Here is a 14,231-nt window from a genome sequence, read left to right as displayed (position 1 = left end):
CCCCTTTTCCAAACTTTTATTCACTCTACATATATACATCCTCCTATGGAACAGGCTTATTTCATTTTTGAAATAAGCCTGATTTTTTATTTACTCAAAAGTACCACTTCATCACAAATTTAACACCTTGATTTTTCAAGTATATTTTTTGAACATTTTTTGAATATTTATTGAATTTTTTCTGAAAATTCTGTTTTGTATATGATATACTACAATTAATTAAGAAGGAAAATAATATCGCAAACAGAGGGGGATAATCATGAGCTTACTTATCGCACTTATACTTGGGGTTACATGTGGAGCATTTCCAGTTATTTTAGGAGCTATTATGGAAGAGTTAGAAATTGGTGTTTTAGGATTTGTCGCATCTTGTGTAAGCGCTTTATTGTTTGGTTTATTCGGCGCTATTCCTGTTTCAATTCTGTGTGCTTTTTATATAATACGCCATGCTCGTACAAAACAATTGGGTCCTAATCACATCGCACAAATTATCCCATTCCCAGTTGAACGATGTCGCCGAGCTTCTAACTTATAATGACTAAATAAATAAAAGTCCTCAAATGAGGACTTTTATTTATTTTCTTCTAGAAATTGAAACAATTCTTGTAGATGTAGGGCATCTTCACCATAGCTAACAGATACATGAAATATACCGTCAATCTCAGCTTGCATATAAAGATCCACTCCATCACGATCATATTTCAATGCCAAATAAAACTCCATTTCTTCTAACATCTTTTTTGAGGTTCGAATTACATAATGCCCCTTCTCATCTCTTCCATATTCAAATTCTGGTTCAAAATCATACTTTTGTTTAAAAGCTTCTTTTTGTTTTTCATTAATTTTCATACAAGTAGCTCGCTGTACAGTATCAATCATCTCATCAAACTTTTGAAGGTTCACCTCGTTTACCCCCTTATATATTTTTTATATAATACTTGTGTTCCACTATTTTCTTCTCCATCCTTAATTAACTCTTCATACAATTCTTTCGCCATACTTAAGCCCGGGACTGATAATTGTAATTTTTCTGCTTCCTCTAAAGCAATTTTAATATCTTTCATAAAATGCTTTACATAAAATCCCGGCTCAAAGTCTCCTTTTAACATTCGAGGAGCTAAATTACTTAATGACCAGCTACCTGCTGCCCCTGTTGAAATGCTCTCTAAAACTTTATCTGGATTCAGTCCAGCCTTCTTCGCGTAAGCAACAGCCTCACATACTCCAATCATATTGGAAGCAATCGCAATTTGATTGCACATTTTTGTATGTTGTCCACTCCCAGCTGGTCCTTGTAATTGAATGTTTGTTCCTAACTTTTCAAGTAAAGGTAAGCATCTATCATATATTTCTTTCTCTCCACCTACCATAATTGCGAGTTTTGCTTCTTTCGCACCAACATCTCCTCCTGAGACAGGTGCATCTAACGTATATATATTTTTGCTTTTTGCAACTTCATTAATGCGTTTTGCTAAAGTAGGTGTAGATGTCGTAAAGTCAATTGCTATCGTACCTTCTTTTGCATGTTCTATAATTCCTTCTATACCAAAATACACTTCTTCTACATCATGTGGATATCCAACCATTGTCATTACAATATCAACTTGCTTCACTAACTCTTTTGGCGTATCACACCAATGTGCACCATCTTGCACTAAAGAATCTGTTTTTGCTTTCGTTCTATTATATACATATACTTTATGACCATCTTGCATTAAGTGATAAACCATACTTTTTCCCATTACGCCAATACCAATGAAACCTATTGATAAAGTTTTATGTTCCATTTTCTCATCCCCTTTGTTCTAATAAATCATTTACCATCTTTCGGAACTCTTTATTAAAGTCATCATCCATACTATTTTTCACATTTGAAAATAACATAACAAAAGTTCCTTTTTCTTTATTAAAATTATTAAAAGTGTTCCAACCAGATAATACACCATGATTATGAAAATAATCTGCATATATATAAAAACTAAATGCATATTTCCGTTCTGCTGAAGGTGAAAACATTGCTTGTATACTTTGTTCAGAAAGAAGTTTTCCATTTATAATTGCTTCGTCTAACTTCTTCATATCTCCAACTGTCGTATACATCTCACCACAACCATATAGCCAATCCATGCCTAACTTCTGCGCTGGTACAAGCTCTTGATCTTTTTTCACATAACCCTTTGTAAAATTTTTATCGCCAGGTACCATATTTCCCATACCGGATTCATGCATATCTGCTTTTACAAATATGTTTTCTTTTATGTAATCTCCTAAAGGTTTTTTCGATATATGTTCTATTATATAAGCAAGCACCATATAATTATAATCTGTATATCTCCAACCTGTTCCTGCAGGAAATTCTAAATTTTGACGTCCGATCCAATTAATTAACTGTAAACGGGAAGCAGCATTAACATTGCCTTTTGCGTGTTCAGGTAAACCAGAGGTATGTGTTAATAAATGATATAGCGTAATATTTTTATTCTCCGGAAATGAAGGAATATATTTATTTACATTATCTTGAATATTCAATTTCCCTTGTTCTTGCAGCTGTAAAATAGATGTGGCAACAACTGTTTTCGTAATAGAACCGATACGATATTTTGTTTGAGGCGTATTTTCAATTTTATTTTGAACATCAGCATAGCCATATCCTTTATTCAATATAACATGCTCTTTATCTGTTACCAAAACTGTTCCATTAAATTGCTTTCCGACTAAATATTGATCTAATTTTTGAGATATGCTAGCATAATCAATTTGTTGCTCTTCTTTTTCTTCTATATTCCCTTGCACTTCTGGTTCAATAGTAGGGTTCACCTTAGTTGTTAATACTGTGTTTTCCTTTATATTGGGGCTAACAAGAAAATAGTATACTCCGCCGCCAACTATAGCAGACAGTGAAGCCATTATCATTACTTTTTTTATCATGTCGATCCTCCATAATTCCTTCGCTAAAAATTGTCCCCCTATTCTATTATCAAACAATAAAAAAAAATCGCAACAATTTGTTGCGAAAAATTACATTTTTTCTTTTCTGTACACACATACTTGATTCTTTCCATTTTTTTTCGCTTCATATAAAGCAATGTCCGCTCGTTGCATTAATTCTTCTCTTGTAGTTCCTTGTTCATATAACGCAACTCCAAAGCTAGCTGTTAGCTTCGAAATTCCAGTGAATTGCTTTGTTTCAATGAAGAATCGTAATGACTCCGCAACTTGAAATGCTTCCTTTTCTACTGTATTTGTCACTAATATAATGAATTCTTCTCCTCCCCATCTTGCAAATACGTGTTGCTGCTCCACTTTAGATTTCATAAGCTCTGCAAGTTGTATTAATGCCAAATCACCAAAATCATGACCATATGTGTCATTAACTGTTTTAAAATTATCTATATCAAATAAAATGATTGCTATTTTCTCATCACTACGTATTACCTTTTCCCACTCTACCTCTAGTATTTGTTGAAACTTTAAACGATTATAAATCTCTGTCAATGAATCTACCATAGCAAGTCTTTCTTGTTCTTGATAGATTTCATCTAATTCTGTAATTTCCGTGCATTTTACAATAAATCTTGATAAATCTTCTGGCAATGGTGTCGCACGTAATAGAAAAGTAGATACTTCCCCTTCATAATTTGACATCTTAATTCTTCTACCACTTGATAAAGTATCGTCTAGCCATGTTATATCATGCGTCGTCGAGTAGTATCCATTTTCTCTAATAAAATGTTCAGCAAATACTAAATGTTGCTCACGATAGGCAAACAAATTTTCATATCCGAAAAAAGTTAAAAAATTTGTATTACAATCAACAATTTCATCATCTTCTACTATAAATAATAAATCATTTTGAAAATCAAACATCGTTTGAAGCAGTTCCTGTTGCAAACTAACTTGCCTTACTAAAGAAAGTTGATACAAACTCTTATTCACTTCTTCTAATACTGCTTGTGGAGTTACAGGGGCTATTACAATATTACGTATTCCTAATGCAAGTACATCTGTAAATTCTTTTGTTATTTGTTGATCCCAAATGACAATGAATGTACTTTGCGGGGTATACATATTCTTTATATATTTGATTTGAGAATAATCTGTTACATACATAATTATAATGTGCGGTTTCGTTCTTTGAAATAATAGTTCGCCCTCTTCAAAATTATTTGCTATAAACATACATTTTGGATGGATATTTTCTATCGTTTGTTGATGCTTACATCCATTTTCTATATAAAGGACATTTAACTGCAAATCTTGTAACACATTTTGGAAAACCGTATTCTCTAATAAAAAATGTAGTATGTTCATCACTAGTCTTCACTCACTTCATATATCTTGTTCTACTGAATTCCTCACAAACATTTTTAAAAGACTGTTCTCTAATAAACTTTAATTTGCAAGAGATACATATTAACAAGCTAATTGAGAATGTTATCTTCCCTTTTCACTCTATAAATTCCTTTTTTAGTGTATGATTATAGGAATTATATCGTTTGTATGAATGCCCTAGCTTATTTCTTAAAACTTGACAATTAAAATAAAGATATTATATTCTTAAATTCGACAACTTACAAAATGTAAGTAATATACATTGCGTTTTCTTGATAATTTTATATACAATTTGGAGGATATATAATGACAAACGACAACTTTTTTAACGTTTTATATGAACGCACATCTACACGTGCATTCAACCCAAATAAAGAAATCTCATCTACAGAATTGCATGAGATTTTAAAAGCCGCAGCACAAGCACCTTCCGCTTGGAACTTACAACACTGGAAATTCCTTGTTTTTCAAGGTGAAGATGTACAAAAACGATTACACCCAATAGCTTATAACCAACAACAAATTCTTGATGCTTCTGCAGTAGTCGCTATTTTAGGTGATTTAGAAGCTTATAAAAATGTTGAGCCAGTATATGGTCCAATTGTAGAACAAGGATTTATGAAAGAAGAAGCAAAAGAACGCTTAGCTAAAAATATTGAATCTGCATATGCTCGTGAACAATTCCCGAGAGATGCTGCCTTTTCAAATGCATCTTTAGCAGCAATGCAACTTATGCTTGCAGCTAAAGCAACTGGTTGGGATACTTGTGCTATTGGTGGCTTCAATCCACAAGCACTGACAGACGAATTTAACGTTTCATCTCGTTACGTTCCAATTATGCTTATTACAATTGGTGAATCAACTTTAAAAGGTCACCCTGCACCACGTATGAGCGTAGAGCAAGTGAGTGAGTGGGCAAAATAATAAAAAACGAAGGTAACTACATTACCTTCGTTTTTTATTTCCTGTCATACTTTTGTAATATTACTACAAATCATTCGACATTTATACTTATAGAAAAGTATATTCTATTCCTTTATCATAAACAAACGTGACGTTTTGTGTCGAATTTTGTTAAGGTATTGAAATATACCCGTGTGTTTTTATTACAATTGTGATACAATGATAACAAATAGATAACAAGAGAGGGATTTTCATTGAGTTCATACGGAAGCTTGATCGCACTTTTATGTTACATAGTAACTGTACTGCTTCTATATTTTATTGGTGATGCCGCAAACATCTCCATTTTACAATTCCCAAAAGAAGAAGCATTTCAATTAGAATCAGAAAAACATACTGCACGATCCATCGTACCACTACTCCTAGCTCTTCCTGTATATATCATCGTTTTATATAAAAGTAAAAAAGTGTAAAGGCTACCCATTTCGTTTATTTTGGTGGTTTTTACATTTTTTTGTTATATTACCCCTATTTTAAACATCATTCCATACTAAACACCCAGCTAGTCATTTAAAATGAGAAAATCCCCTAGAAAAAATTCCACTCTCTGTCCAGTCACTAACTACCGAACTTACATAGATTATAAGTGTGAAGGGGGTGATGAGGATTATGTTTGGATCATTTGGATGCTGTGATAACTTTAGAGACTGTCATCATCGTGAAAGAGAGTGCGACCATCGTGACCATCGCGAGAAAGAGAGAGAGGTAAAACCACAACAACCAGCTGTATGTAACGTACTTGCTAGCATTTCAGTTGGAACAGAGCTTTCTCTTTTAAGCATTAAAGGTATCGGATCTTTCAACGATGTAATTTTTGAAGGTTTCGCTAACGGTGTTGCTCTTTTCTCCGCTTTAGCTCGTAACAATAATGATAAAGATAATAAAGACGACAACAAAGATGATAAGCACCGTCAACGTAATACTTTTAATGGTATTTTACGTGTATGCCCAACTGATATCGTTGCTATCGCTATCTAGTTCTGTGTCTTATCCTCTATAGTAAGAAAACAAGATTTACTTTTCTCATAGAAAAAACCTGAGACCGATTTCAAATCGACTCAGGTTTTTTTATTAATTATATGCTTTTAACTAGTTCAACAACTTCTTCAGCAGTTGACATCATTAATGCTTTTTCTGCTAATGTTTCCATTTCTGCTTTTGACAACTTGCTTAGTTGTGTTCTTGCAGGAAGAATAGATGTTGCACTCATACTGAACTCATCTAAACCTAATCCTAATAATAATGGGATAGCAAGTGAATCTCCCGCCATCTCACCACACATGCCAGCCCATTTGCCTTCTTTATGAGCAGCATCGATAACCATTTTTACAAGACGTAAAATAGATGGGTTATATGGTTGGTATAAGTATGATACTTGTTCGTTCATACGGTCTGCAGCCATTGTGTATTGGATTAAATCATTCGTTCCAATAGAGAAGAAATCAACTTCTTTCGCGAATTGATCTGCTAATACTGCTGAAGCTGGGATTTCAACCATCATACCAACTTCAATAGAATCAGAAACAGTTGTACCCGCTTCTACAAGTTTCGCTTTCTCTTCTAATAAAATCGCTTTCGCTTGACGGAACTCATCAAGAGTTGCAATCATTGGGAACATAATTTTTAAGTTGCCGTATACGCTAGCACGAAGTAATGCACGAAGTTGTGTACGGAACACATCTTGCTCATCAAGACATAAGCGAATTGCACGGTATCCTAAGAATGGGTTCATTTCTTTTGGTAAATGTAAGTATGGAAGCTCTTTATCTCCACCGATGTCAAGTGTACGAACAACGACTGGTTGACCTTCTTTTACACCTTCAAGAACTGCTTTATACGCTTCGAACTGCTCTTCTTCTGTTGGAAGATTGTCACGGCCCATGTATAAGAATTCTGTACGGTATAAACCAACGCCTTCTCCACCATTATCGATAATACCTTGTACATCATTTGGTGTTCCGATATTTGCAACAAGCTCAACGTGATGTCCATCACTTGTTACAGTAGCTTGGTCTTTTAATTTTGCCCATTCAATTTTTTGCTCTTCAAATTTCGCTTTCTTTTCTTCAAACGAACGAAGAGTTTCTTCTGATGGGTTTACAATTACTTCTCCATCTAAACCGTCAATGATAACGATATCGCCGTTTTGGATTTTCTCCATAACAACTTTTGTACCAACAACAGCTGGAATTTCCATAGAACGAGCCATAATTGCAGAGTGAGATGTACGTCCACCGATATCAGTAGTGAAACCTTTTGCATACTTACGGTTTAACTGAGCTGTATCAGATGGTGTTAAATCTTCAGCAATGATGATTACCTCTTCAGAAATTGTACCAGGATTTGAGAAGTTAATTCCTAGTAAATGTGCAAGAACGCGTTTTGTTACGTCACGAATGTCTGCAGCACGTTCTTTCATATATTCGTTATCCATGTTTTCAAACATAGAAATAAACATTGATGCAACTTCATCCATTGCAAATTCAGCATTTACTTTTTCGCTATTCACTTTATCTTTTACTGGGTTTACTAGTTCTGGATCATTTAACACTAATAAATGTGCTTCAAAGATCGCAGCTTTGTCAGCTCCTAGCTCAGCAAATGCGTGGTCTTTAATAGCTTCTAATTCAGTTTTTGCTTTCTCAAGCGCAGCGTCTAAGCGTGCAATTTCTGCAGCTTCGTTTGTAATTGATTTCTTTTCGATGTTAAACTCAGGATTTTCAAGTCTGAAAGCCTTTGCAATAGCAATCCCACTTGATGCAGCGATCCCTTGAATGTTAAGAGTCATTATTCTCCTAATCCTTCGTTTTTCATAGTTTCTTCGATAGCTGCTAGTGCTTGAGCTGCATCATCACCATTTGCAGTGATTTTAATTTCTGCGTTTTGTTGAATACCTAAAGACATTACGCCCATAATTGATTTTAAGTTAACGTTCTTTCCGTTATACTCTAAGTTAATGTCAGAACCGAATTTGCTTGCAGTGTTTACAAGTAGAGTTGCTGGACGAGCATGAATTCCTGAGTCGCTAGTTACTTTAAAGATTTTTTCCATGATAATTTATCTCCTTTAAATTACAGTATTTTTTAGTTGTATAGACGTGAGTACTACATCATCTATTGTATATAATAGGCGATGTTCGGTCAACCACATCGCCTATTATAATTATAAACATTTTGCGTCAAATTCCTACTGAATGTCAATAATAGCGGTTTCGCCCTTCTTAACATTTCCATCTTTTTTCAATTCGACTTGTTGCCCTTGTTGTAAGTTTGTAAAGACAATTGGTGTAATGATAGATGGTGCATTTTCTTTTACAAATGCAAGATCTACTTTTAATAATGGTTGGCCTTGTTTCACCTTGTCGCCTTGTGCTACAAGCGCTTCAAAACCTTCACCATTTAATTTTACAGTATCAATACCGAAGTGGATCAAAATTTCTTTTCCGCCTTCAGATTGAATACCAATCGCATGTTTTGTAGGGAATACATTAACGATCTCACCGTTAACTGGAGAAACTACTGTTCCTTCAGTTGGCTCAATTGCAAATCCATCTCCCATCATTTTTCCTGAGAATACTTGGTCAGGTACTTCTGTAATTGGTAAGATTTTCCCTTCAATTGGTGATACAATTGTTTCATTTTCATCAACTTTTTGAGGAGTTTCTTCCACTTTTACAGGTTCTTCTTTTTCAGCATGAGGTGTACGACCTGACATAATATCATGAATTTGTGATTTTAACGTGTCAGATTTCGGTCCGAAAATAGCTTGAATGTTATTTCCAACTTCAAGTACACCAGCTGCTCCAAGTTCTTTTAAGCGGTCTTTGTTTACATTCTTTTGTTCGTTAACTTGAACACGTAAACGAGTAATACAAGCATCTAAAGAAGCAATGTTTTCTTTACCACCAAGTGCTACTAATACTTCACGAGGAAGTTCGCCTGCTTCTGCTTTTCCTGCACCGTCATTCGCATTTGCCTCTTCACGACCAGGTGTTTTTAGATTCCATTTACGGATTGCAAAGCGGAATCCGAAGTAGTAAATAACTGCTAGTACAAGACCAACAATAATTACCCACCACCATGCTGTACGGCCTGGTAGTACACCGAATAATAGGAAGTCAATTAAACCACCAGAGAATGTCATACCAATTTTAACACCTAAAATTTGCATTGTCATAAATGATAGACCAGCAAATACAGCATGAATTCCGAATAATACTGGCGCTACGAATAAGAATGAAAATTCAAGTGGCTCTGTAATACCTGTTAAGAAAGATGTTAATGCTGCAGAACCTAAAATACCTGCTGCTAATTTTTTATTTTCTGGACGTGCTTCATGATACATTGCTAAAGCTGCTGCTGGAAGACCGAACATCATGAACGGATACTTACCAGTTGTAAATGTACCTGCCGTTAATTCTACACCGTCTTTTAACTGTGCCATAAAGATTTTTTGGTCACCACGGATTAATTCGCCAGCTGCATTTGTATACTGACCGAATTCGAACCAGAACGGTGAATAAAAAATGTGGTGTAGTCCAAATGGAATTAATGAACGTTCAATTAAACCGAATATAAATGCTGCGATTGTTCTATTCGCATCAATCATTTGATGTGAGAACGTGTTTAAGCCACCTTGAATGTATGGCCAAACGAAGCACATGATAATACCTACTATTAAAGAGAATGTTGCAGTTGCGATCGGTACGAAACGCTTACCTGCAAAGAAACCTAAGTATGATGGTAATTCAATGTTGAAGTATTTATTATAGCAATATGCCGCTACTATACCGACGATAATACCACCAAATACCCCTGTTTGTAGCGTCGGAATACCTAATACGTTTGCATACGCTGGATCTGCAAATCCAATTTTTACTGGGTCTGCTCCAGAACTTGTTACTTTCACTAGCTTATCTACTTCTAAGAACACACTCATCGTTTTGTTCATAATTAAGTAGCCGACGAATGCTGCTAAACCAGCTACTCCGTCTCCACCAGCTAAACCAATTGCTACCCCAACTGCGAATAATAATGCAAGGTTAGCGAAAATAATATCACCAGATTGTTCCATAATTTTTGCAACCATTACGAACCAATCTGCTTTTAAAGCAGGAATAACATTTGTTAACTGTGGATTTTGAAATGCATTACCAAATCCAAGTAAAATACCTGCCGCCGGTAAAATCGCTACTGGAAGCATTAACGCTTTTCCGACTTTTTGAAGAACACCAAAGATCTTCTTAAACATGGAAACCCTTCCTCTCTTATCTATATTGATACCTTCCGACAAACGCCAAAAAGACATGAGGAAAAAAAGATAGAACGATAGCTATACAAAGGGTAGTATATCCCTTTCTCTAGCTTACATTCCTTACTTTTCTCCACTCATGCCTGATCGAATCAGTAACACGTGTCAAAAATAGGTTTACGTATAAGTTCACTATAATTAAGGCAAACGTTTTCGTTACTCTCCTTAATCTGTTTGTCGAAATTTGTATAACTTTGCAATAGTTATTATACATAACTATTGTAAGCGATTCAATCATTTTTTTTAACGTTTTCATTTTAGACAAAAATATATGACTTTTTACACATGCTCTGCCTTTACTAAGCGTTGCAAGTGCATCGTTAAATAAATACTTTCAGCTTCATATACAGGTAGTTGCAACTCTTTTTGCATGACCTTAACTAGCTTCCAAGCCACGTTATAGCAAACTGGATACTCCGCCTTTAATAAATCAGCAAAACTTTGCGATTCCTCTACTTTTTCTCCTTTTTTCACCCTCTCAATAGCATATTGAAGATGACGAATAAGGCGTAAATAATGAATGCTCTCTTGATCTAATGTAATTTGTAAGTTTGTCTCAATTAAAGATACAAGTTGTGCAATGAGACGGGAGTTTTGATTAACTGAAGATAAATCAGAATTTGTAAGCGAACTGTAAATGTGAAGTGCAATAAAACCAATTTCGCCTTCTGGCAATGTAATTTGCAAACGAGAATTTAAAAGTTCTACAACACCTTCAGCAATTTCATATTCCTCTGGATACAGCATTTTTGTTTCAACTAAAAAAGGATTATCAATTGTAAGTCCTTGTTTTAACCTTTTAATTGCAAATGAAATATGATCTGTTAACGCAATATGAATATGTTCATTTAGTGGAGATTTTGCTTTTTCTTGAATGTACAGCATAATATCGTTCATCAATTCAATTAATTTTTCACTAACATGCGGCACTAATAATTTATATTGTTCACGATCACGTTCATTTTTTAAGACAAACATTTTTTCGATTTGTTCTTGCTCCAATACATCTTTCGCTTTTTTCCCAAATCCAATTCCTTTACCAATCACTACTACTTCCTCGTGTTCAGGATGGCTAGCAATGATGACATTATTATTTAAAACTTTTTTAATTTCTAGATAATTATTCATATAACACCACCCTCGTACTTAAATAGCCTACTTTTATGTTACAGAATATTCTTCTTTGTCGTCAATGTAAAACATCTGCCATTTAATAAAAATTCATTTTTTAGACATGTTTATATATGATGCGTATAATGTAAGAGCAACTGTACATAGAAAGGAGATAACAACATGATTAAAATGTTTGTAAGTGATATCGATGGTACAATGATGCAACACGGAGGTCTTATTGATGAGCAAGATGTTGCGGCACTACGCAGCCTCGCCGAGCAAAATGTTATTCTTTGCTTCGCTTCCGGAAGACTTGATAATGAAATTGCAGACTTAATGAAAGCTGTAAATACAAATTTTCATCGTATTAGTGTAAATGGTGTTTTTGTATATACACATGAAAATAAACAACTATTATCTGCAACTTTTGATTCCAGCATACTTCCCGATTTGTTAGCTATGACGAATGAAAATCCTTATTTCCGTTATGTAAGTGATGAGCATAATTATTACATTGAAGAGAAAACACCTTTTATTCAAGAACTTGAACAACAAGTAACAATGACTTCTGTTGAAGAACCAAACTTACTACAGAAGATTGATGATACAATTTTCCCAAATAAAATTTCTGTCGGTGGAACAAAGGAGAGCTTACAACTCCTTCAGAAAAAAATTGATGAAAAATTCCACGGGAAAGTTAGTACTTTCATCTCAGCAGAACAATGTTTAGATGTAATGCCACCGAATGTTAGTAAAGGCTCTGCCATTTCTGTTTTATTAAATGAGTTTCAAATAAAACCTGAGGAAATTGCTTGTATAGGGGATTCTTACAATGATATTCCTATGTTTTCTTTAACTCCTCACAGTTTTGCTATGTCGCAAGCCGATGATGCAGTGAAAAAACACGCTCACTATGTAGTAAATCACGTCAAAGATGCTGTTAACCACGTAATTGCTCATAATAAAAATACGACTCATTCCTTATAAGGATGAGTCGTATTTTTATTTCTTTACATGTTATCCATTTTCATTTCCACTGTACTTCACAAACTGAAATATACTATTTGTTACGTGCAATATTCGTAATAAATTTATAACGATCTCCACGATAAATACATTTCACGTACTCTAGCGGTATCTCACCTTCTGAATATGACCATTGACGCATTACAAGTACAGGCGCCTTTTTAGGAATATGCAGATGTTCAGCTTCATTTTCCGTTGCAACAGAAGCTTCAATTGACTGAGTAGCGCTAACAAGTTTAAAGCCCAGTTTTTTCTCTAAATGTTCATATAAAGATTGTTGCAATATCTCTTCGTTAATATCTTTTACAAGAGCTGGCGACAAATATGTCGTCTCAAAAGCAATCGGTTCATCATCAGCTAAGCGAATACGCCTCACTTCATAAACCGATTCCCCCTCCTGTATTCTCAACCGGTCTGCTATTTTAGCAGTAGCTGGAACTAGGCGGAAACTAAGTAATTGACTACTTGGGTTCATCCCACGAGAAATCATGTCTTCTGTGAATCCCGTCATTCCTTGCAATTTTTGTTCCACTTTCGGAAGTTGGACAAATGTTCCAATTCCACGCTTCCGATATAAATAGCCTTGTTCCACTAAATTATTAATCGCCTGTCTGATTGTCATACGACTCACTTCGAACTTATCACAAAGTTCATTCTCAGATGGGATTTTATCTCCCGGCTTCCATTCGCCGTCCTCAATTAGCTGTTTCACCCACTCTTGAATCTGATAATAGATCGGAAATGGTGAATACTTGTCGATGTTCATCAGCAATCGCCTCACTGCATAAAGATAGAGCTTCTTGATCTGCGATTACGGTTACATTCGGATGACGTTGTAAAACTGTAGCCGGACACTCTTCACTATATTCACCTTGCAATAATTCTTTAACAGCTTCTGCCTTTTTAGCACCCATAGCTACAAGTAGAACTTGTTTCGCTTTCATAATGCTTCCAATTCCCATTGTAATCGCATGAGTTGGCACATCTTCTTCTTTTTCGAAGAAGCGAAGGTTTGCTTGGCGTGTAGATTCTGTTAATTCAACAATGTTCGTTGGAGAATTAAACGGTGTTCCTGGCTCGTTAAATCCGATGTGACCGTTTTCACCGATTCCAAGAATCTGTAGGTCAACTGGGTTAGCAACTAGAACGCCCTCGTAACGTTTGCATTCTTCCTCTAAATCACTTGCCATCCCGTTTGGTACATAAGTTTGTTTAAATGGAAGATGATCAAACAACTGTTCTTGCATGAAATAGTGATAGCTGTTTTTATCTTCATGTGGTAAATTTACGTACTCATCTAAGTTTACAGTGGTTACACGGCTTGTATCAAGTTTATTTTTTCGCATTTCTGCATAAATACCTAATGGAGAGCTTCCTGTAGCCATTCCTAATGTTGGATTTTCTTTTGTTTTTACAACTTCTTCAATTAATTTATAACCTGCTTCTGCTAGTTCTTCTGGAGTTTTTACAACAAGAATATTCATTTA

General features: G+C 34.9%; 15 protein-coding genes. 5 read left to right on the top strand and 10 right to left on the bottom strand.

What is annotated here, in order from left to right:
* The first annotated feature begins 259 nt into the window (after positions 1 to 259).
* Entirely contained in the window at positions 260 to 535 is a 276-nt protein-coding gene (locus N2V92_RS14660) for a hypothetical protein (protein WP_000054662.1), read from the top strand.
* A 35-nt stretch (positions 536 to 570) separates the two neighbouring features.
* Here N2V92_RS14660 and N2V92_RS14655 read toward each other — a convergent pair whose 3' ends face one another.
* From N2V92_RS14655 to N2V92_RS14640, 4 genes are all read right to left on the bottom strand, one after another.
* Positions 571 to 903 (bottom strand): DUF3909 family protein, encoded by a 333-nt coding sequence (locus tag N2V92_RS14655; protein WP_016098937.1) that lies wholly within the window; start codon positions 901 to 903, stop codon positions 571 to 573.
* A gap of 5 nt (positions 904 to 908) precedes the next feature.
* A complete protein-coding gene (locus tag N2V92_RS14650; RefSeq protein WP_000400426.1) occupies positions 909 to 1,787 on the bottom strand; it encodes an NAD(P)-dependent oxidoreductase in 879 nt (292 codons plus the stop codon).
* Between the two features lie 4 nt (positions 1,788 to 1,791).
* Entirely contained in the window at positions 1,792 to 2,928 is a 1,137-nt protein-coding gene (locus N2V92_RS14645; RefSeq protein WP_000592890.1) for a serine hydrolase domain-containing protein, read from the bottom strand.
* Between the two features lie 90 nt (positions 2,929 to 3,018).
* Positions 3,019 to 4,311: a GGDEF domain-containing protein gene (locus N2V92_RS14640; protein ID WP_001023182.1), complete on the bottom strand. Its 1,293-nt coding sequence runs from the start codon at positions 4,309 to 4,311 to the stop codon at positions 3,019 to 3,021.
* A gap of 327 nt (positions 4,312 to 4,638) precedes the next feature.
* Between N2V92_RS14640 and N2V92_RS14635 the strand changes: the two genes are divergently transcribed.
* The 3 genes from N2V92_RS14635 (at position 4,639) to N2V92_RS14625 (ending at position 6,273) form a co-directional block, all read left to right on the top strand.
* Positions 4,639 to 5,256, top strand: a complete 618-nt coding sequence (locus N2V92_RS14635; RefSeq protein ID WP_000180387.1) for a nitroreductase family protein — start codon at positions 4,639 to 4,641, stop codon at positions 5,254 to 5,256.
* A gap of 233 nt (positions 5,257 to 5,489) precedes the next feature.
* Positions 5,490 to 5,708 (top strand): hypothetical protein, encoded by a 219-nt coding sequence (locus N2V92_RS14630; protein WP_000100493.1) that lies wholly within the window; start codon positions 5,490 to 5,492, stop codon positions 5,706 to 5,708.
* Between the two features lie 196 nt (positions 5,709 to 5,904).
* Positions 5,905 to 6,273 (top strand): DUF3915 domain-containing protein, encoded by a 369-nt coding sequence (locus N2V92_RS14625; protein ID WP_000468030.1) that lies wholly within the window; start codon positions 5,905 to 5,907, stop codon positions 6,271 to 6,273.
* Positions 6,274 to 6,370: 97 nt separating this feature from the next.
* Here the strand turns inward: N2V92_RS14625 and ptsP are convergent, their stop codons facing one another.
* The 4 genes from ptsP to glcT form a co-directional block, all read right to left on the bottom strand.
* Complete coding sequence (ptsP, locus tag N2V92_RS14620) at positions 6,371 to 8,083, bottom strand: phosphoenolpyruvate--protein phosphotransferase (protein ID WP_000174211.1); 1,713 nt, start codon at positions 8,081 to 8,083, stop codon at positions 6,371 to 6,373.
* Complete coding sequence (gene ptsH, locus N2V92_RS14615) at positions 8,083 to 8,346, bottom strand: phosphocarrier protein HPr (RefSeq protein WP_000411080.1); 264 nt, start codon at positions 8,344 to 8,346, stop codon at positions 8,083 to 8,085. The genes ptsP and ptsH overlap by 1 nt, the downstream gene beginning before the upstream one ends.
* Before the next feature lie 135 nt (positions 8,347 to 8,481).
* Positions 8,482 to 10,545, bottom strand: coding sequence for a PTS glucose transporter subunit IIABC (gene ptsG, locus N2V92_RS14610; RefSeq protein ID WP_000473175.1), 2,064 nt, complete (start codon positions 10,543 to 10,545; stop codon positions 8,482 to 8,484).
* A 339-nt stretch (positions 10,546 to 10,884) separates the two neighbouring features.
* The gene (gene glcT / locus N2V92_RS14605; RefSeq protein WP_001067323.1) at positions 10,885 to 11,733 is read right to left on the bottom strand and encodes a glucose PTS transporter transcription antiterminator GlcT; all 849 of its coding nucleotides are present in this window, start codon (positions 11,731 to 11,733) and stop codon (positions 10,885 to 10,887) included.
* Positions 11,734 to 11,898: 165 nt separating this feature from the next.
* On the opposite strand from glcT, the gene N2V92_RS14600 reads away from it, so the two are divergent.
* Entirely contained in the window at positions 11,899 to 12,705 is an 807-nt protein-coding gene (locus tag N2V92_RS14600) for a Cof-type HAD-IIB family hydrolase (RefSeq protein WP_000594250.1), read from the top strand.
* A gap of 73 nt (positions 12,706 to 12,778) precedes the next feature.
* Here N2V92_RS14600 and N2V92_RS14595 read toward each other — a convergent pair whose 3' ends face one another.
* Together N2V92_RS14595 and nagB are read right to left on the bottom strand one after the other, a co-directional pair.
* Positions 12,779 to 13,510 carry a GntR family transcriptional regulator gene (locus N2V92_RS14595; RefSeq protein ID WP_014894892.1) on the bottom strand — a complete coding sequence of 244 codons (732 nt, stop codon included), beginning with the start codon at positions 13,508 to 13,510 and terminating at the stop codon, positions 12,779 to 12,781.
* Complete coding sequence (nagB, locus tag N2V92_RS14590; protein WP_042595608.1) at positions 13,440 to 14,228, bottom strand: glucosamine-6-phosphate deaminase; 789 nt, start codon at positions 14,226 to 14,228, stop codon at positions 13,440 to 13,442. Before nagB ends, N2V92_RS14595 begins: the two co-directional genes overlap by 71 nt.
* Between the last annotated feature and the right edge of the window lie 3 nt (positions 14,229 to 14,231).

It is taken from the genome of Bacillus sp. CH_48, from assembly GCF_038008465.1.
In the GTDB taxonomy this organism is placed as follows: Bacteria; Bacillota; Bacilli; order Bacillales; family Bacillaceae_G; genus Bacillus_A; species Bacillus_A thuringiensis_S.
This window is presented reverse-complemented; position numbering and strand designations above follow the sequence as displayed.